Annotated in this window: 22 protein-coding genes and 1 riboswitch; all 22 genes read left to right on the top strand. The window is 49.8% G+C overall.

Going from position 1 to position 17,996, the window contains the following annotated elements:
- Window positions 1-420: Sua5 family C-terminal domain-containing protein (locus PGL02S_RS27775; RefSeq protein WP_304363413.1), on the top strand; the 420-nt coding region annotated here is incomplete at its 5' end.
- A 169-nt stretch (window positions 421-589) separates the two neighbouring features.
- Window positions 590-1,153: a manganese efflux pump MntP gene (locus PGL02S_RS27770; RefSeq protein WP_036640001.1), complete on the top strand. Its 564-nt coding sequence runs from the start codon at window positions 590-592 to the stop codon at window positions 1,151-1,153.
- A 54-nt stretch (window positions 1,154-1,207) separates the two neighbouring features.
- Window positions 1,208-1,795, top strand: a complete 588-nt coding sequence (locus PGL02S_RS27765; protein ID WP_036639999.1) for a low molecular weight protein arginine phosphatase — start codon at window positions 1,208-1,210, stop codon at window positions 1,793-1,795.
- Between the two features lie 96 nt (window positions 1,796-1,891).
- Window positions 1,892-1,973: riboswitch (ZMP/ZTP riboswitch) on the top strand.
- Between the two features lie 114 nt (window positions 1,974-2,087).
- Window positions 2,088-2,552 carry a ribose 5-phosphate isomerase B gene (rpiB, locus tag PGL02S_RS27760; RefSeq protein ID WP_036639997.1) on the top strand — a complete coding sequence of 155 codons (465 nt, stop codon included), beginning with the start codon at window positions 2,088-2,090 and terminating at the stop codon, window positions 2,550-2,552.
- An 89-nt stretch (window positions 2,553-2,641) separates the two neighbouring features.
- Complete coding sequence (locus PGL02S_RS27755; RefSeq protein ID WP_006213105.1) at window positions 2,642-3,226, top strand: TIGR01440 family protein; 585 nt, start codon at window positions 2,642-2,644, stop codon at window positions 3,224-3,226.
- A 91-nt stretch (window positions 3,227-3,317) separates the two neighbouring features.
- Window positions 3,318-4,568 (top strand): serine hydroxymethyltransferase, encoded by a 1,251-nt coding sequence (locus PGL02S_RS27750; RefSeq protein WP_036639993.1) that lies wholly within the window; start codon window positions 3,318-3,320, stop codon window positions 4,566-4,568.
- 335 nt (window positions 4,569-4,903) lie between these two features.
- Window positions 4,904-5,533, top strand: a complete 630-nt coding sequence (gene upp, locus PGL02S_RS27745) for a uracil phosphoribosyltransferase (RefSeq protein WP_006213103.1) — start codon at window positions 4,904-4,906, stop codon at window positions 5,531-5,533.
- A 74-nt stretch (window positions 5,534-5,607) separates the two neighbouring features.
- Window positions 5,608-6,765, top strand: coding sequence for a non-hydrolyzing UDP-N-acetylglucosamine 2-epimerase (wecB, locus tag PGL02S_RS27740; protein ID WP_006213102.1), 1,158 nt, complete (start codon window positions 5,608-5,610; stop codon window positions 6,763-6,765).
- Between the two features lie 175 nt (window positions 6,766-6,940).
- The gene (locus PGL02S_RS27735; protein WP_006213101.1) at window positions 6,941-7,174 is read left to right on the top strand and encodes an AtpZ/AtpI family protein; all 234 of its coding nucleotides are present in this window, start codon (window positions 6,941-6,943) and stop codon (window positions 7,172-7,174) included.
- Window positions 7,167-7,547: an ATP synthase subunit I gene (locus PGL02S_RS27730; RefSeq protein ID WP_006213100.1), complete on the top strand. Its 381-nt coding sequence runs from the start codon at window positions 7,167-7,169 to the stop codon at window positions 7,545-7,547. Before PGL02S_RS27735 ends, PGL02S_RS27730 begins: the two co-directional genes overlap by 8 nt.
- 34 nt (window positions 7,548-7,581) lie before the next feature.
- Window positions 7,582-8,349 (top strand): F0F1 ATP synthase subunit A, encoded by a 768-nt coding sequence (gene atpB / locus PGL02S_RS27725; RefSeq protein ID WP_036639991.1) that lies wholly within the window; start codon window positions 7,582-7,584, stop codon window positions 8,347-8,349.
- 96 nt (window positions 8,350-8,445) lie between these two features.
- Window positions 8,446-8,658, top strand: a complete 213-nt coding sequence (gene atpE / locus PGL02S_RS27720; RefSeq protein WP_006213098.1) for a F0F1 ATP synthase subunit C — start codon at window positions 8,446-8,448, stop codon at window positions 8,656-8,658.
- A 99-nt stretch (window positions 8,659-8,757) separates the two neighbouring features.
- Window positions 8,758-9,246: a F0F1 ATP synthase subunit B gene (gene atpF, locus PGL02S_RS27715; protein ID WP_036639988.1), complete on the top strand. Its 489-nt coding sequence runs from the start codon at window positions 8,758-8,760 to the stop codon at window positions 9,244-9,246.
- Complete coding sequence (locus PGL02S_RS27710) at window positions 9,243-9,788, top strand: F0F1 ATP synthase subunit delta (RefSeq protein ID WP_036639987.1); 546 nt, start codon at window positions 9,243-9,245, stop codon at window positions 9,786-9,788. The genes atpF and PGL02S_RS27710 overlap by 4 nt, the downstream gene beginning before the upstream one ends.
- A gap of 18 nt (window positions 9,789-9,806) precedes the next feature.
- Window positions 9,807-11,321 carry a F0F1 ATP synthase subunit alpha gene (gene atpA / locus PGL02S_RS27705; protein WP_036639985.1) on the top strand — a complete coding sequence of 505 codons (1,515 nt, stop codon included), beginning with the start codon at window positions 9,807-9,809 and terminating at the stop codon, window positions 11,319-11,321.
- Window positions 11,322-11,587: 266 nt separating this feature from the next.
- Window positions 11,588-12,448, top strand: a complete 861-nt coding sequence (gene atpG / locus PGL02S_RS27700; RefSeq protein WP_036639983.1) for an ATP synthase F1 subunit gamma — start codon at window positions 11,588-11,590, stop codon at window positions 12,446-12,448.
- A 117-nt stretch (window positions 12,449-12,565) separates the two neighbouring features.
- Window positions 12,566-13,966: a F0F1 ATP synthase subunit beta gene (gene atpD / locus PGL02S_RS27695; RefSeq protein ID WP_036639981.1), complete on the top strand. Its 1,401-nt coding sequence runs from the start codon at window positions 12,566-12,568 to the stop codon at window positions 13,964-13,966.
- Between the two features lie 99 nt (window positions 13,967-14,065).
- Window positions 14,066-14,467: a F0F1 ATP synthase subunit epsilon gene (locus PGL02S_RS27690; protein WP_036639978.1), complete on the top strand. Its 402-nt coding sequence runs from the start codon at window positions 14,066-14,068 to the stop codon at window positions 14,465-14,467.
- A 193-nt stretch (window positions 14,468-14,660) separates the two neighbouring features.
- Window positions 14,661-14,939, top strand: a complete 279-nt coding sequence (locus PGL02S_RS27685; protein WP_006213090.1) for a hypothetical protein — start codon at window positions 14,661-14,663, stop codon at window positions 14,937-14,939.
- Window positions 14,940-15,276: 337 nt separating this feature from the next.
- Window positions 15,277-15,531: a DUF1146 family protein gene (locus PGL02S_RS27680; protein ID WP_006213089.1), complete on the top strand. Its 255-nt coding sequence runs from the start codon at window positions 15,277-15,279 to the stop codon at window positions 15,529-15,531.
- 508 nt (window positions 15,532-16,039) lie between these two features.
- On the top strand, window positions 16,040-17,386 hold the full coding sequence (gene murA / locus PGL02S_RS27675) for a UDP-N-acetylglucosamine 1-carboxyvinyltransferase (protein WP_006213088.1): 1,347 nt from the start codon (window positions 16,040-16,042) through the stop codon (window positions 17,384-17,386).
- A gap of 312 nt (window positions 17,387-17,698) precedes the next feature.
- The coding region (locus tag PGL02S_RS27670) for a hypothetical protein (RefSeq protein ID WP_218029257.1) at window positions 17,699-17,996 on the top strand (298 nt) is incomplete at its 3' end.

The raw sequence follows: 17,996 nt of genomic DNA, 5'->3' as shown, positions 1-17,996 counted from the left end.
GACCCGGCGCTGCAGCGCGCCGCCGGGGAGGCGGAAGGCCCGGCGCCGCGCTCGCCGGGCATGAAGTACACGCACTACGCACCGAAGGGTGCGATGTGCGTGGTGCAGGGCCCACGTGCCGACGCCGTGTCGGCACGCATTGCGGCCGAGCTTGAGGCGGCCGCCCGGCGCGGGGAAGTGACCGGTGTGCTGTCGTTCGACGAGCACATCGGCCACTACCGCGCGGACGTTGCCGTCTCGCTCGGCAGCCTGGCCGCGCCGGAGGAAGCGGCCCGCCGGCTGTACGCCGGCCTTCGTCACTTCGATGACGAAGGCGCGACCTTCATCCTGGCCGAAGCGTGCCCGGATCGGGGCGTTGGCGCAGCCGTCATGAACCGGCTGCTGAAGGCCGCGGGACACCACATCATCAATGTGGATTGAACTCCAAGTCCTGGCACCAGTTTGTGAGTGATTCTCTCAATCCTTTCTCGTAATCTGCAAGAGGAAGGGGAGGCTTTGCCGGGATTCCCCAGTCGAATAAACGGTTTTGGAATCATTTAACCCTTGTCCGCATATGGTGTACAAGACCATGGGACTTGGGGGAATGAGCATGTTGGAGGCGTCTGTCCAATCGGGACAGCTTGCGGCGATTCTGCTGATGGCGGTTGCACTCGGGCTAGACGCATTTTCGCTTGGAATCGGAGTCGGGATGAGAAGCGGCATGCGCCTTGGCTATATGCTGGGCATTAGTTTCATGATTGCGCTGTTTCATATGCTAATGCCCCTGCTGGGTTTATTTGCCGGCCATTATGTAGGAATATTATTGGGCCACGTTACAGGGCTTGCAGCCGGTGGGCTGCTGCTCCTGCTGGGTGGACATATGATTTATAATGCCTTGCGTGGCGGAGAAGGCCAGCGAATTCATCCAACCGCCTTTTTGGCCATGCTGCTGTTTTCCCTCAGCGTCAGCATCGATTCGTTCTCGGTGGGGGTTTCGCTTGGCATGTTCGTGGATGATGTTTGGTTGATTGTGGTCTCTTTCGGTATCGTGGGCGGCTTGATGTCGATTCTCGGCTTGCTGCTGGGTCGTCAGGTAAGCGATAAGCTGGGGGAGTATGGCGAGATGCTCGGAGGACTCATTTTGGTCATCTTCGGCATCATGTTTATCATTTAACGCAATATTTGATACAATATCCCCAAAGAACCTACTAACAGGAGGAACGGGACTGTGAAAAATATACTGTTTGTTTGCACGGGAAATACTTGCCGCAGTCCAATGGCTGAAGGGATGCTGCGCAAGCTGTCCAAGCAGCGAGGAACTCCGCTGGAGATTCGTTCGGCAGGTGTATCGGCCGTGGATGGAATGCCGGTGTCCCATCACGCGGAATCGATACTTCGTGATCAGGATATCCAGGACCGCTTGGTGTCCAAACCTCTGACGGCGCAACTGGTAGCGTGGGCAGATCTGATTCTTACGTTGACCCAGTCGCATAAGCAGTATGCCATTCGTCAGTTTCCGCATGCGGCAGACAAGATGCACACGCTGAAGGAATTCGTTGAGGATGACCGCAGGGTGCTCGAAGATCTGCAGGAGCAGGATAGCCTGTATGCAACGCTGGAGCTGGCCCGATCTCTCGGAAGGGATGTAAGTGACAGCGATCGGGAACGCCTGATTGAGCTGCGTCAGCGCATTCCGAGCTTTGATATTTCCGATCCGTTCGGCGGTTCGCGGGAAGAATACGAAGCGACAGCGGCCGAGATTCGGACGGCGTTATTCCGATTGCTGGACAAGCTGGAGTCCGAGCGGCATAAATAGGGCGGCCCCTTTTGTGTTTAGAAGCGAGCGTATAATTGGGCTAAAAAGCCGCTTGCCTTTCACCCCGTATTGATTTAAGATGAAGGTGAAAAACAAAGGATCCGGTGTAACTGGCGACGAAGTGGATGAAACCACGATGGAGCATCGGAATATACGGCCGGTCGCCTGGGCAAAGAGCATTTGGAGCACAACACGTGCGCCGACTGCTCTTTTTTCGTCTTTTGCGCGGAATTTGAGTTATAATGGAACAAGCTAAAACGCAAAAGCGAACATACGAGGGGGTTTTTCATAGATGAAAATCGCATTGGGTACGGATCATGCCGGCATTCGTCTGAAAGAGGAGATCGTGGAGGTCATTCGGGGTCTGGGACATGAGGTGGAGGATCTTGGCTGCGGCTGCTCCGATTCTGTGGATTATCCCGATTATGCGCTTCCGGTGTGCGAGAAGGTGGTCTCGGGTGAAGCGGATCGCGGCATTCTGATCTGCGGTACAGGGATTGGCATGAGTATCGCGGCCAACAAGGTGCCCGGTATCCGCTGCGCGCTGACCCATGATGTGTTCTCGGCAAAAGCGACGCGCGAACATAATGACAGCAATGTGATTGCACTGGGTGAACGCGTAGTCGGTCCCGGACTTGCAGCAGAGATCGTAAACGCATGGCTGACAACGGATTTCAGCCAAGGCGAACGCCATGTCGGCCGCGTGAACAAGATCAAAGCCATCGAGGAGCGTTACCTGAAGAACGAATTGCGATAGTTCGTGTCGATCAGTATGTTATTCATCGTGGCTTATCGTGATGAGGGAATGAAGTGCTTCTGTGAAAAAAACATCGGGAGGACTGTGACATGACGGACATCTCTAAGATTTCCTTGAATGAACAGACAGCGGGCATTGTCCGCGAACTGGCCGAAGCGGCTGTTCTGGGCCCGGGTAAAGTTCTGGTCATCGGGGCCAGCACCAGCGAAGTGGTCGGCCGCCGGATCGGTACAGGCGGCGCACTTGAGACTGCGCAGCAGCTTCTCCAAGGCATCGCCGAAGTTCAAGCGGAGTTTGGTTTTGCTGTGGCCTATCAATGCTGTGAGCATTTGAACCGTGCACTTGTCATGGAGCGCGATCTGCTTGAGCGGCTGCGCTTGACGGAAGTGGCGGCTGTTCCCATACCGGGAGCAGGCGGATCTATGGCTTCGGCGGCCTATCGCAGCATGAAGGAGCCTTGCCTTGCGGAATCCATTGAAGCTCATGCAGGAGTCGATATTGGCGAGACGCTGATCGGCATGCATTTGCGGCGAGTGGCGGTACCTTTCCGGCCAAGCGTGCGTTATGTTGGTGAGGCTCGCGTTACGGCTGCCTATACCCGGCCGAAGCTGATTGGCGGGGAGCGTGCGGTGTACCGGTTCGAGCAGAAGGATGATGGGGCGCAGTGCGATTGATTCGAATGAAAGCTCGCTTTTTTGTTATTTGTTATATCTGTGGTTTTAATTTGGCAACCAAAATAACGATGGATTATGGGAGGATATGAACATGATGGAACATTTGCGGAAGAATGACCCGGCTGTACTGGAAGCAATGGATTTGGAACTGAAGCGTCAACGCAGCAATATTGAGCTGATCGCCTCGGAGAATATTGTCAGCGAAGCGGTTATGGAAGCAATGGGGACCGTGCTGACGAATAAATATGCGGAAGGCTACCCTGGCAAACGCTACTACGGTGGTTGTGAGCGTGTGGATATCGTGGAGGATATCGCCCGTGACCGTGCCAAGGAATTGTTCGGTGCCGAGCATGTGAACGTGCAGCCGCATTCCGGTGCACAAGCGAACATGGCGGTGTATTTGGCTGCGCTCAAGCCTGGAGATACCGTTCTTGGCATGAACCTCGCTCATGGCGGCCATTTGACTCACGGAAGTCCTGTTAACGCTTCGGGCCTTCTGTACAACTTCGTTGCTTACGGCGTGCAAGAAGACACGTTCCTGATCGATTACGATGAAGTTCGCAAAGCGGCCTTCAAGCATCGTCCTCGCATGATCGTGGCGGGAGCAAGTGCCTACCCACGTATCATTGATTTTGAAAAACTTGCGGCCATCGCGAACGACGTTGGTGCGTTATTCATGGTCGATATGGCTCATATTGCAGGTCTTGTTGCGGCGGGTCTTCATCCGAGTCCGGTTCCACATGCTCATTTTGTTACCACCACAACGCATAAGACGCTTCGCGGGCCTCGCGGCGGTATGATTCTGTGCAAAAAAGCTTGGGCACAAGCGATCGATAAAGCGGTATTCCCGGGTTCCCAGGGCGGACCGCTGATGCATGTCATTGCTTCCAAGGCTGTGGCCCTTGGTGAAGCATTGGATCCGTCCTTCAAGACCTATGCGGAGCATGTGGTGAAGAACGCAAAAGTTCTGGCCGATACGCTGATCGAGGAAGGGCTGAACATCGTTTCCGGCGGAACCGATAACCATCTGATGCTGATCGATACCCGCAATCTGGATATTACGGGCAAAGACGCGGAGAAGGTGCTGGATTCTATCGGCATCACCGTGAACAAGAATGCCATCCCGTTCGATCCGACGAGTCCGTTTGTAACGAGCGGTATCCGCATCGGTACGCCTGCGGTAACTTCCCGCGGCATGGATGAGAAGGCGATGGTTACCATCGCGAAGGTTATTGCCATGACATTGAAGCAGCCTGAAGACGAGGCGACCCTTGAACAAGCAGGCCGTATGGTGGCTGAGCTTACAGATCAATACCCTCTCTATGCCGAAATGAAATATTAATCACAGTTTAGTCCGTTCCAGAGGCTTATGATAAGAGGACCCCGCCTGATGCAGGTGGGGTCCTTTTCCAGAGCTATAAACATTCTGGCCAGATTGCTTTGCTCATATTTTTCCAGTCAGGCGACTGCGGATAGCATCAATATAGGCGAAAATGGAAAACCTAGGTCTAGCCGGTGGCGGTCCCGTCACAAGGTCGAAACAAGCGGGAAATAAACATGACCGGTGCAGGTGTCAATTGACTAGAGGGAATGATATAATAGACAGGATTTATGGAGCTCACAACGATTTATGCCCATATTGAAATAACATTTGCATTCAAACCGGAGGGACCTGACATGGGAAAATTGGTGATTTGTGATCACCCGTTGATTCAACACAAACTTACATTTATCCGCGATATGCGGACTAACACCAAAGATTTTCGCGAATTGGTAGACGAAGTCGCGACTTTGATGGCTTATGAGATTACACGGGAGGTTCCTCTTGAGTCGATATCCGTGCAGACGCCGGTAGCGGAAACGCAGGGGAAAGTCATTTCCGGCAGAATGCTCGGTCTGGTGCCGATTCTGCGTGCTGGCCTGGGTATGCTGGACGGGGTTGTAAAACTGCTCCCCGCAGCAAAGGTAGGCCATGTCGGATTGTTCCGTGACCCGGAAACGCTCCAGCCTGTCGAATATTACACGAAACTTCCAACAGACGTTACGGAGCGCGAATTAATCGTGATTGATCCGATGCTGGCGACTGGCGGCTCTGCGATCGCTGCGATCGACGTGCTGAAGAAGCGCGGCTGCACGCAGATCAAGATGATGAATCTTGTGGCTGCACCGGAAGGCGTGAAGGCCGTCCATGATGCTCATCCGGACGTGGACATCTACGTCGCTGCTCTTGACGAAGGGCTGAATGACCATGGTTATATCGTACCGGGCCTTGGCGATGCAGGGGATCGCTTGTACGGAACGAAATAGGAGACAAGCCTGAGCCATTTGTGCAACTTGAATAATGAGAATAACAAGCATGAAAAAGAGGGGTATTTTCAATCATGTCAAAAGTGAAAGTGATGACTATTTTTGGGGTCCGCCCCGAAGCGATCAAGATGGCGCCGCTTATTCTGGAGCTTCAGCGTCACCCTGAGCATATAGAATCGGTGGTTTGTGTAACTGCACAGCACCGTCAAATGCTCGATCAGGTGCTCGATGTGTTCAAGATTGTCCCGGATTATGATTTGGATGTGATGAAGGACCGCCAGACGTTGAACGAAATCACAGTTCGCGTTCTGGAGGGGCTAGAGCCTGTCCTGCGTGAGGCCAAGCCGGATATCGTGCTGGTGCATGGTGACACGCTGACAACGTTCCTGGCTAGCTATGCCGCTTTCCTGCAGCAGATACAGGTAGGCCACGTAGAGGCAGGTTTACGAACCTGGAACAAGCTGAATCCTTATCCGGAGGAGATGAACCGTCAGTTGACCGGCGTGCTTGCTGATCTTCACTTTGCGCCGACGAACTGGTCCGCCGAGAATCTCCGCAAGGAGAACAAGCCGGAATCCCGCATTTATGTTACGGGTAATACGGCTACGGACGTGTTCCAGTACACGGTGCGTGAAGGTTATACCCATCCGGTTCTGGACTGGGCGAAGGGCAAACGCTTGATCCTGATGACGGCGCATCGCCGCGAATCCCAAGGGGAGCCGCATCGCCAGATTTTTGAGGCAGTCAAGCGCATAGCCGACGAATTCGAGGATATCGCTATCGTCTATCCTGTGCATCCGAGCCCTGCCGTGAAGGAACCGGCTCACCGTATTTTGGGGAATCATCCGCGGATTAAGCTGATTGACCCGCTGGATGTCGTGGACATGAACAATATGTATACTCATACGCATCTCATCATTACGGATTCCGGCGGCATGCAGGAGGAAGCTCCGTCATTCGGCGTGCCGACGCTGGTGCTTCGGGATACAACGGAACGCCCGGAAGGCATTGAAGCGGGAACTTTGGAGCTGGTGGGTACCCAAGAAGAGAATGTGTACGATCGGATCAAGGTTCTTCTGACGGATCAGGAACTGTATGAGAAGATGAGCAAAGCCGCTAATCCGTATGGCGATGGACAAGCTTCGCAGCGGATTGTCAATGCGATTTTGCACCATTTCGGCATCCGAAAAAACCGTCCCGAAGAATTTCACAGAATGTTCACAAAGGCATAGTTTACCGTATTCTGATTGGCAAGGGTACAGCATACAGTTGAACTGTACGGTTACCGCGGCGTTTTGGGTAATTTAGACTGCTCAAAACGCCGTTTCTACACGGTAATTCAATAAAATCGATTCATTGACAAACTCTTGCAATATTCAGTAAAATGAGTTGGGATTAGAGGTTCATATGAAAAATCCGAAAAGTCAAGATAACCCTTGGTTGATAGCGCTATACATTAGCGGGGCGGGCGGTTTGCTTGCCGCTTACATTCTCATCGGTTTTTTTACCGGGCGCTGGCTTATGAATCAGTGGGACGGGCCCAGAGTGTGGCTTGCCATTGGTACGCTTTCGGGGCTCTTTCTAGGGATTTTGAATATCGCTCTACTCATTAAGAAATTTCTGGGGGCGCAAAGTGAATGATTTGACAACATCCATTGTGAACGGTGTAACCAGAGTATCTATACTCTTATTATCTGTTCTATTTATGGGGTGGGCATTTTATCCGGATTATCGACCTGAGGTATCAGGACTGATACTGGGTATGGTTGGTGGCTTGTTCAACGTACGCTTCCTTTCCATTAAAGTGAGGCAGCTTGCCGATTTGGCGGTCAGTCAAGAGAGCAGACGGTTCAGCTTTGGATATGTCACGAGACTTTGCATCGCGTTCTTGATTGTAATGATGGCGGCCAAGCTTGAACAAGTGTCGCTCGGAGCGACCATCGTCGGTCTGTTCATTCCCCAATTGTTGACCATTCCAGTCAGCATTATTGTTAGCTTGAAATCTAAGAATTGATTAGCGCTAATTGGAAAGGGGTGAAAACAATTTCATGCATGATTCACCGATTATTGATTTAGGTGGGTTTCGACTTGACCTATCAGCCGTCATTATGCTGCTTGTCACGGGGATTATTGTCTTTGTACTGGCACGCTTGGCCGTTCGAAATCTATCTGTAGAAAACCCTTCCAAATTGCAAAACTTCATGGAGTGGGTCGTAGAATTTGTGCAAGGTATCGTAGCAAGTGCTATGGATTTGAAGAAAGGAAAGCCTTATATCTCATTAGGGTTGACTTTGATAACATTCATCTTTGTAGCTAACGTGCTCGGATTGCCGTTTGCTATCATCACAGATTTGCCTGCTGACTTTACAGTGTTCGGGCAAACGATTGAAGCAACGAGAGGTCTTCATGATGGCCATATGGCTCATGTTCTCTGGTGGAAATCACCGACGGCGGACATATCCGTTACTGCAGGTTTGGCGATCGTTGTATTCTTCCTTATGAATTATCTCGGTCTGAAGCTGAACCGCAAGCATTACCTAAAACACTATATTGAGCCGTTCCCGGTGTTTTTACCACTGAACATCATTGAGAACTTGGCGAAGCCGGTCGCACTGGCGATTCGTTTGTTTGCCAACATCTTTGCAGGTGAGGTACTGATTACGGTAATCCTGAAAATGGGTTACTACGGTATTCCATTCCTGGCTGTATGGCAAGGATTCAGTATTTTTATTGGTGCATTGCAGGCGTTCATCTTTACTATATTGACTATGGTTTACATCGCACAAACAACGATTCACGAAGAAGACGCACATTAATAAACTCGGCCGAAACGTGCCGACATTTCGGCAATTTCGAAAGAGATATATTATATTAACCAAAAATTGAACCAATCTTAAGGAGGATATTTATCAATGGAATTTTTAGCAGCAGCTATTGCAGTAGGTTTGGGTGCACTTGGCGCAGGTTTGGGTAACGGTATGATCGTAAGTAGAACAGTAGAATCTATCGCTCGTCAACCGGAAGCTCGCGGTCCGCTCCAAACGACGATGTTTATCGGTGTTGGTATCGTCGAGGTAGTTCCACTCGCTGCTACCGTTATTGCTTTCTTGATCATGTTTTCTTAATAAGAATACTACGGTTTGGCGGGGAGGGCCGATGCCATCCGCGCCTTCGTTTTGTTAAGAACTGCACTTCGCATTAACGGAAAGGAGTGACTTCATTCAATGGTTGTACTTTGGGAGAATATTGTAATTTCAATTCTTGCATTTGGCGTTCTGTATGTGTTGCTTCATAAATTTGCTTTCGGCAAATTGTTTGCAATCATGGAGCAGCGTCGAGAATTGGTTATTAATCAAATAGACGAGGCTTCTAAGACTCGTGAACAGGCACATGTCTATGTTGAGGAGCAAAAACAGGCGCTGAATCAGGCACGACAAGAGGCACATGATATCATCGAGCGTTCAAGACAGACCAGCAACAAGCAAGCTGAGCAAATTGTTGAGCTCGCCAAGGAGGAAGCGGATCGCATCAAAGTTGATGCTCTGCGCGACATCGAAAGCGAGAAGAACAAAGCCGTTGCCGAGCTTCGCAGCGAATTGGGAAGCGTATCTGTAAGGATTGCATCCAAGCTGATTGAGCGGGAAGTAAACAATGACAAAGCCCAAGAAGAACTGGTGGATCAATACCTTAAAGAGGTAGGAGGCAGACCATGAGCCAAAATACAGTAGCAGCCAAGCGATATGCGCGGGCGCTGTTCGAAGTGGCGGCTCAGCAGCAGAAGGGTCTGGAAGTGGAAGAGGAGTTGCGGGCTGTCGTATCTGCCATTGAAGGCGATTCCGACATTCAGAAATTCATCTCCACACCGAATATTCCCCAGTCCGTGAAGATGAACGTAATCAGCCAGGCGCTGGCAGGGAAAGTATCGCAGCCTGTATTGAACACGATTGAATTGCTTCTTGACAGAGGGCGTACAGAAATGTTCGCCGAACTGCTGAACAGTTATGTGAAGATACAAGGTGCGAGCTTAGGAATGGCGGACGCCACAGTATTCTCTACCTACCCGCTTAGCGATCAGGAAAAAGAACAGGTGGCTTCGGAATTCGGACAGTTAGCGAATCAGAATATCCGGGTTACCAATGTGGTGGACGAGAGCTTGCTCGGAGGCCTGAAAGTAGTCATTGGCGACAAGCTGTATGACGGAAGCCTTGCCGGGAAGCTGGAACGTCTTGAAAAGTCTTTTAATAGACGAGCATAGTAGATAGGGGTGAAAACGTTGAGTATCAGACCTGAAGAAATTAGTACTTTAATCAAAAGTCAAATTGAAGAATATAAATCCGATATCACTGTCTCTGAAGTAGGTACGGTAATTCAAGTAAGTGACGGTATTGCTCGCGTGTACGGCTTGGAGAACGCGATGTCCGGGGAACTTCTGGAGTTCCAGAACGGCGTGTTCGGTCTGGCGCTGAACCTTGAAGAGAGCAATGTCGGTGTCGTTATCCTGGGACCTTACTCCGAAATCAAGGAAGGCGATCAGGTAAAACGTACAGGACGCATCATGGAGGTTCCTGTAGGTGAAGCTCTGCTTGGACGTGTTGTTAATCCGCTCGGTCAACCGCTTGACGGTAAAGGGCCGATCGAGGCTGCGGCATACCGCCCTGTAGAGAGCAGTGCACCAGGCGTTATCGACCGTAAATCCGTTCATGAGCCGATGCAAACCGGTATTAAAGCGATCGACGCGATGGTACCTATCGGCCGCGGACAGCGCGAGCTGATCATTGGTGACCGCCAAACAGGTAAAACCACCGTTGCGATCGATACGATCCTGAACCAAAAAGGCAGCGGCGTTAAATGTATTTATGTAGCTATCGGACAAAAGCAATCCACTGTAGCACAGGTTGTTGAAACTCTTCGCCGTCATGGCGCACTGGAGTACACCATTATTGTTACGGCTTCGGCTTCTGAGCCGGCTCCACTGCAGTACATCGCTCCATACGCAGGCTGCGCAATGGGTGAGTACTTCATGTACAAGGGCGAGCATGCACTCATCATCTATGATGACTTGTCCAAACAAGCGGCAGCTTACCGTGAGTTGTCCTTGCTCCTCCGTCGTCCTCCGGGTCGGGAAGCTTATCCGGGTGACGTATTCTACCTGCATTCCCGTTTGCTGGAACGTGCAGCGAAGCTCAACGATGAGCTCGGTGGTGGTTCATTAACCGCACTGCCATTTATTGAAACACAGGCTTCTGACGTATCTGCTTACATTCCAACCAACGTAATCTCGATTACGGATGGACAGATCTTCCTGGAGTCCGAGTTGTTCTACTCCGGTCAGCGTCCAGCGATTAACGTCGGTATTTCGGTATCCCGTGTCGGTGGTTCCGCGCAGATCAAAGCGATGAAAAAGGTTGCGGGCGGCATGAAGCTGGATCTTGCGCAATATCGTGAGCTCCAGGCGTTCTCCCAGTTCGGATCCGATCTGGATAAGTCAACCTTGGCTCGTTTGAACCGTGGTGCAAGATTGATGGAAATCCTGAAGCAGGGCGTAAACCAGCCGTTGTCGGTTGAACAACAGGTGGTAAGCTTGTACGCAGCTGTTAAAGGATATATTGATGATATCGAGGTTGCAGACGTGCGTCGTTTCGAGAGCGAATTCCTTGCGTTTATTGGAAGCAATAAGCCGGAAATTCTTCAATCCATTACGGATACGAAGGATCTGACGTCCGATAACGAAAATGCATTGAAAGCAGCAATCGATCAATTTAAGAAGGGCTTTGCTGCTTCGGTTTAAGTTCCTTAAAGCAAGTTAATAGGAGGGGAGCCGGGTTACGCCCGGCATCCTCTTTCATCATATGGAATGTAGCTTTGGCTGTGACCAAAGTGGTATTACTAAAGGTGTGGCTTTGGTCCTAGCCAAAGCTTGGTCTACGCGTACGGAGTAACTTTGGCTGTACCCGAAGTTATGTGTTGCTTACGAAGTCAGCTTTGGTTTTGCCAGAGCTAGGCTTATGCTTACGAAGTAACTTTGGCTTTGCCAAAGTTTAAGGTGGTGAAAACATGGCAAGAGGATTACGTGATATTAAGCGGCAGATCAAGAGTGTTCAGAACACCAGGCAGATCACCAAGGCGATGGAAATGGTTGCCGCTGCCAAGCTGAGAAGAGCTCAAGAGAAGGCAACCTCTGCACTTCCATACTCTGAGAAGCTGAAAGAAGTCGTCGGCAGCATCGCAGCTGGAACCAAGGGAATCAGCCATCCTATGCTGGAGAAGCGTGAAGTGAAGAAAACCGGTTATCTGGTTATCACTTCGGACCGTGGTCTTGCTGGTGCATCAAACTCCAACATTTTGCGTAAAGTATCGAACTTTATCGCAGAACGCCATCAGTCCAAGGACGAGTATTGCCTGTTTGTAATCGGACGGAAAGGACGGGATTATTTCCGTCGTCGTGGACTTCCGGTTGTTGAGGAACTCACCGATCTATCCGACAGTCCGACTTATGCAGATATTAAGACCATCGCTAACGCGGCGGTTCAGCAATATGAGCTGGGTCAGATTGATGAGTTATACCTGTGTTACAACCAATTCGTGAATGCCTTGACTCAGATTCAGGAGATCTCCAAGCTGCTCCCGATGGAGAACATTGGCGGCAGTGGGAATCTGACAGGATATGAGTATGAACCGTCTCCTGAAGGCGTACTTGAGGTTCTTCTTCCGAAATATGCAGAAACGTTGATTTTCAGTGCGATGCTGAATGCCAAGGCCAGTGAGCTTGGTGCGAAAATGACGGCTATGGGAGCAGCAACTAAGAATGCGAGCAAGATGATCAATGAGCTGAACCTCACATACAACCGTGCTCGTCAGGCTGCCATAACGCAGGAAATTTCCGAGATTGTGGGCGGAGCTAACGCTCAGCAGTAATGCACGATGGAATTCTTAACTTAGTATTTAACGGATATGCGGCAATGTCATGAGCAGCCGCTTTTTACGATCATCGTTCACCGTTAGAGGTGAGCGGGTAGGAGGGAAAACGAATCAATGAAAAAAGGACGCGTTGTCAGCATTACAGGTGCTGTAGTTGACATTGAATTTGAACGCGGTCATCTTCCCGAGATTTTTAATGCTGTCAAGATTGAAGCAACGCTGGAAGGCGGCCGCTCGGTTGATTTGACTTTGGAAGTATCCAATCATTTGGGTGATAATCTGGTTCGTTGTATCGCGATGTCATCCACTGACGGTCTCATTCGCGGTATCGAAGCTGTGGATTTGGGTAAACCGATCACGGTTCCTGTAGGTTCCGCTACACTTGGCCGCGTATTTAACGTATTGGGTGAGCCGATCGATAATGCAGGTGACGTTGTATCCGAAATTAATAACCCAATCCACCGTGAAGCTCCTCCATACGATGAGCTTTCCACGCAAGCAGAAATGCTTGAAACGGGTATTAAAGTAATCGACTTGCTTGCTCCATACCAAAAAGGCGGGAAAATCGGTCTCTTTGGTGGTGCGGGCGTAGGTAAAACCGTTGCGATCCAGGAATTGATCAACAATATCGCACAAGAGCACGGCGGTATCTCCGTATTCGCAGGCGTAGGTGAGCGTACTCGTGAGGGTAATGACCTTTACCACGAGATGAGCGATTCCGGCGTTATTAATAAAACCGCGATGGTATTCGGTCAAATGAACGAGCCTCCGGGTGCCCGTCTTCGCGTAGCGTTGACCGGTTTGACAATGGCGGAATATTTCCGTGATCAGGAAGGTAAAGACGTGCTTCTCTTTATCGACAACATCTTCCGCTTTACTCAAGCGGGTTCCGAAGTATCTGCCCTTCTGGGCCGTATGCCTTCCGCGGTAGGTTACCAGCCAACGCTGGCATCCGAAATGGGACGTCTGCAAGAGCGGATTACCTCTACCAAAAAAGGTTCTGTAACATCCATCCAGGCTATCTATGTACCGGCGGATGACTATACGGATCCAGCTCCGGCTACAACGTTTGCTCACTTGGATGCAACGACCAACCTGGAGCGTAAAATTTCCGAGATGGGTATCTATCCTGCGGTAGATCCACTTGCATCAAGCTCCCGGATTTTGGCTCCTGAAATTGTGGGTGAAGAGCATTACAATGTTGCTCAAGGCGTTAAGAAAATTCTTGCTCGTTACAACGAGCTTCAAGATATCATCGCAATCCTTGGTATGGACGAGTTGAGTGAGGAAGATAAAGCAATTGTTGGACGTGCTCGTCGTGTTCAACGTTTCTTGTCCCAAGCTTTCCACGTTGCCGAGCAGTTCAACGGCATTCCGGGTAAATACGTACCGGTTAAAGAAACCGTACGCAGCTTTAAAGAGATCCTGGAAGGCAAGCACGACCACCTTCCGGAAGCGGCTTTCCTGTTCGTAGGTACGATTGAAGAGGCAGTTGAAAAAGCAAAAACATTGTAAGCTGACGCTCCGTGATCAGCAGACCGAGACATTGCCCAGAACGGGACTGTGAGGTCTGCTGCGCGAGTTTTCTGCGGAAAACGGTGAGGAGGGATGGAAGTGAGCACCATTTTGTTGGAAATCGTAACGCCGGACCGCCTGGTCTACTCCGAGCAGGTGAACAGTGTTACGGTGCGTGGGGTCGAGGGAGAACTGGGCATCTTGCCTGGTCATATTTCCTTCGTTACACCGCTTCAGATAGCGCCAGTTTATGTGAAGATCGGCAACGAGAGAACCCCGTTTGCGGTACAAGGCGGTTTCGTCGAAGTCCGTAAAGATAAGATTGTCATCCTGGCGGAAAGCGCAGAGAGAGCGGGAGAAATCGATCTGGAGCGTGCGGAAGCCGCGAAGGAAAGAGCGGAAACTCGCCTGAATGCGAAGGGAAGACAGGACGAAGTTGATCATCGTCGCGCGGAATTGGCCCTGCAAAGAGCCATGAACCGGATCAAGATCTCCAATTAATCATAAGGCAGCTCGATGCTATAATAGCAGCGGGCTGTTTTTTTATTCCTGAGAGAACCCAATGAAATGAAGAATAACCGGGAATGGGGAGGCAAATCTATGAAACAGGCGTTTATCATACGCTGTTAACTATCGCTTTTAATAGATTCGTTACATATGATGTAGTATTAAAGAGAGAAGGGAGGTCATCCCTATGGCTATACTGCTTCCGGAACAAATCTTCTCCTTGGCTCCCAGTGTCGGCAAATCTTTCTATGAACATCAAGCTGGTGTCGATGCTTCTGTTACGATTAGCAATTTTTCGGACGAACCTATATCTTTGGTCATCACCCGGGTCGGAGCTCCTGCATTAACCTATGTAATAGAAGCCCATGACCGACGAGTGTTTAGCATCGAGTTATTGCAGATGGCCGCACTGTTAACCGGCTCGTCAGCTGCTTACGGAACGATTGTTGTGGCAACGACGGAATAGTGTAAGGGGAGTTGAAGTAGGAGTGAGATAGGTTTATTATGCCTGGACTATATTTTGGAGTCCGGGTATTTTTTTGATATTGGAGTGGTATAAATAGAAGTCTAAGGAAGATTATATGGGATTGGAGCAAGGAATTGTAATAATTTGGAGAGAAAATGTTGGAAATATTGGCTTCATATAATAGTGTGTAAACGCTCTAATATAGAAGATGTGGACAAGACTTTATTATTTCCGAGGAAATGTGGCTAGAAAGTGCTGGATTCTTAGCCTCCAGCCAAGTATTATAGAAGAGTCGGTCCTGAATAGGGCATGATAAATATATGTAGGGGGAGGGAATATGAACCAGGATTTATCTAATTCCATCAGTGCAGTAGGTGTCAATGGATTACTCTCCATTGTCATTTCACTGATCTGTATCGCACTGGCTTGGTGGGCACTGCAGCAAGTAAAGCTGGATTTGGTTGTCCGCCATCCCAAAGGACCACAGGGTAAGCTGTTGCATTTACTGCTGGCTGTGGTGCTTGGACGATTCGTTGCTGAATTCCTAATTGACTATATTACATGGAGTCAAATGATCCGATATATGTTTTAGCACGGGTATGGCTGTAAGTTCGTACATTACACAAAGGGGTATGCAGCAAGGCGTCTTTTAAAGAAAGCTGTTGCATGATCTGTATGTTTGGCGATATTTTACTCGTCTGTTTTAATTATTGTATGATTGGTTATATCACTGTTAGGTTGCTTGAAATAAGATGTCGAATAAACGCATTTTATTATGTTAACACTGAGATTAAGGACTTGATCGGGCGGACGGTGACTTCCGGACTATAATGTTCACCCGGTAATTGTTATGCATTGACAAGAGCTGGTCGGTCATGGTACCTTTCGTAGGTCCATACTGCGGATAACAGATGTTTCACATAAGGTGGCATTATGGATGTCCGGTTCCTGGTGTAGACACCATATCAGATGTCATAAATAGTTCAAAAATCGCTTGTTTGGCGGAAATCACTAATGTTAAGATGAAAGTTAGGGAATTAGCAACAACTAAAACGAACACAAGCATATCAGGAAAATTATGGACGCGGAGGGAAACCATGATGAGCAAATTTATCGTCCGCGGTGGCAAAAGACTGACCGGAAGCGTCAAAGTCAGCGGAGCAAAAAATTCAGTTCTTCCGATCATCGCTGCCTCTCTACTAGGGGAAGTTGGGGAAAGTGTTATCATTGACGCACCTCCTCTTGACGATGTAATTACAATCAGTAAAGTATTGGAGTCGCTTGGTGCGGGCATTACATATCAAGATGAAGTGATACGTGTGAATGCAGAGCACATAACGACATGTGAAGCGCCTTATGAATGGGTGCGGAAGATGCGAGCGTCTTTTCTGGTCATGGGACCTTTATTGGCACGTTGTGGACGAACCCGGATTTCACTTCCAGGGGGATGTGCTATCGGCACGAGACCTATTGATCAACACCTAAAAGGATTTGAAGCTCTCGGGGCGGAGATTAGCCTCGGACAAGGATATATTGAAGCGAAGAGCAACGGCAGATTGCGTGGAGCGAAGGTCTACTTGGACGTCGCAAGCGTTGGTGCTACCGAAAATATTATGATGGCTGCTACATTGGCTGAAGGGGTTACGGTAATCGAAAATGCGGCAAAAGAGCCGGAAATTGTCGATTTAGCGAATTACCTGAATGCCATGGGTGCCAAAGTTCGCGGTGCGGGCACAGGTGTAATCCGCATTGAGGGCGTTGAGAAGATGCATGGCGTCGAGCATAACGTGATTCCAGACCGGATTGAAGCAGGTACCTTTATGGCGGCTGCAGCGATCACAGGCGGGGATGTTTATGTAGAAGGTGCCATTGCCGATCATCTCGGACCTGTCATTTCCAAGATGGAAGAGATGGGGATTACCATTGAACCGGATGAGAATGGGATTCGCGTTATCGCTGACAAACCTTTGAAGTCGGTTGATGTTAAAACATTGCCATACCCTGGATTCCCAACTGACATGCAATCGCAGATGATGGCGCTTTTGCTGGTGTCGGAAGGTACAAGTGTGGTTACAGAAACGGTATTCGAGAACCGCTTCATGCATGTGGATGAATTCCAGCTGATGAATGCGGAGATTAAAGTCGAAGGACGTTCTGCCATCGTAACTGGTGGCGCCGAGCTTAAGGGAGCCAAGGTAACTGCAACCGATCTGCGTGCAGGAGCTGCTTTAATATTGGCAGGGCTTGTATCTGAGGGTACGACTGAAGTTGGCGGTGTGCAGCATATTGATCGCGGTTATGTTCATTTAGCGGAAAAGCTGTCTGGACTGGGTGCGGATATCTGGCGCATTTCGACGGAAGATCAGAGTACGGAGAAGGTTTCGAAGAAAGTGGCAAGCGAAACCGAAGACGCGAAACTGTTTAAAGTCCAACCCACTTGGGTGTAATACGTACGATTGTTATCCATCTTTACAGGATGGACAGGATAGAATGAATAAGAAGTGGCTTCGCTGTTAACGGCGAAGCCACTTCTTTTGGTATGGGCACACGGTTGACGTGAATTCTCTTATATAAAGATTACAGAACCATGAGAGGGCAGAATCTATTTGCTAACTGGCTTGCAGCCTTCGATGTCTTTTCCTCCTTTCTCTTAGAAGGGTTCTATCAAATGCCGGTATCTCATAAGTATAAGTAGAGCATGACGGAAATGAGAGTAATCCGGCACATACCAGGGGAGAAGGCACAGGAGGGAAAAACAAATGAAAGATTCTAAGGTTCGGGTGAAGGTGGGCATTGCAGGGAAAGAACGAGCAATGGATCCGAAGACCACCCCGGAGGAAGGGGCAACTGGGCAACCCTATCAAGTTCCAGCGGAAGGGTCGGCGGCTCCCGTGTTGAAATGGGAATTTCCCGGAGAACTTGAGAAGACATCCAAATTCGACAAAGCACATACCCATGATTCGATATCGGACAAAAAAGAATCGGAGCCCGGGCCGCGCGGGCTCCGCGGCCCGGCGAGAGGGCCGGACGCCTTCGGCCAGTCCGGCCATGGCCCGC

It is taken from the genome of Paenibacillus glucanolyticus NBRC 15330 (genome assembly GCF_004000885.1).
Classification (GTDB): Bacteria; Bacillota; Bacilli; order Paenibacillales; family Paenibacillaceae; genus Paenibacillus_AQ; species Paenibacillus_AQ glucanolyticus.
The sequence above is the reverse complement of the archived record's forward strand: the minus strand, read 5'-3'. Positions and strand labels throughout refer to the sequence as shown.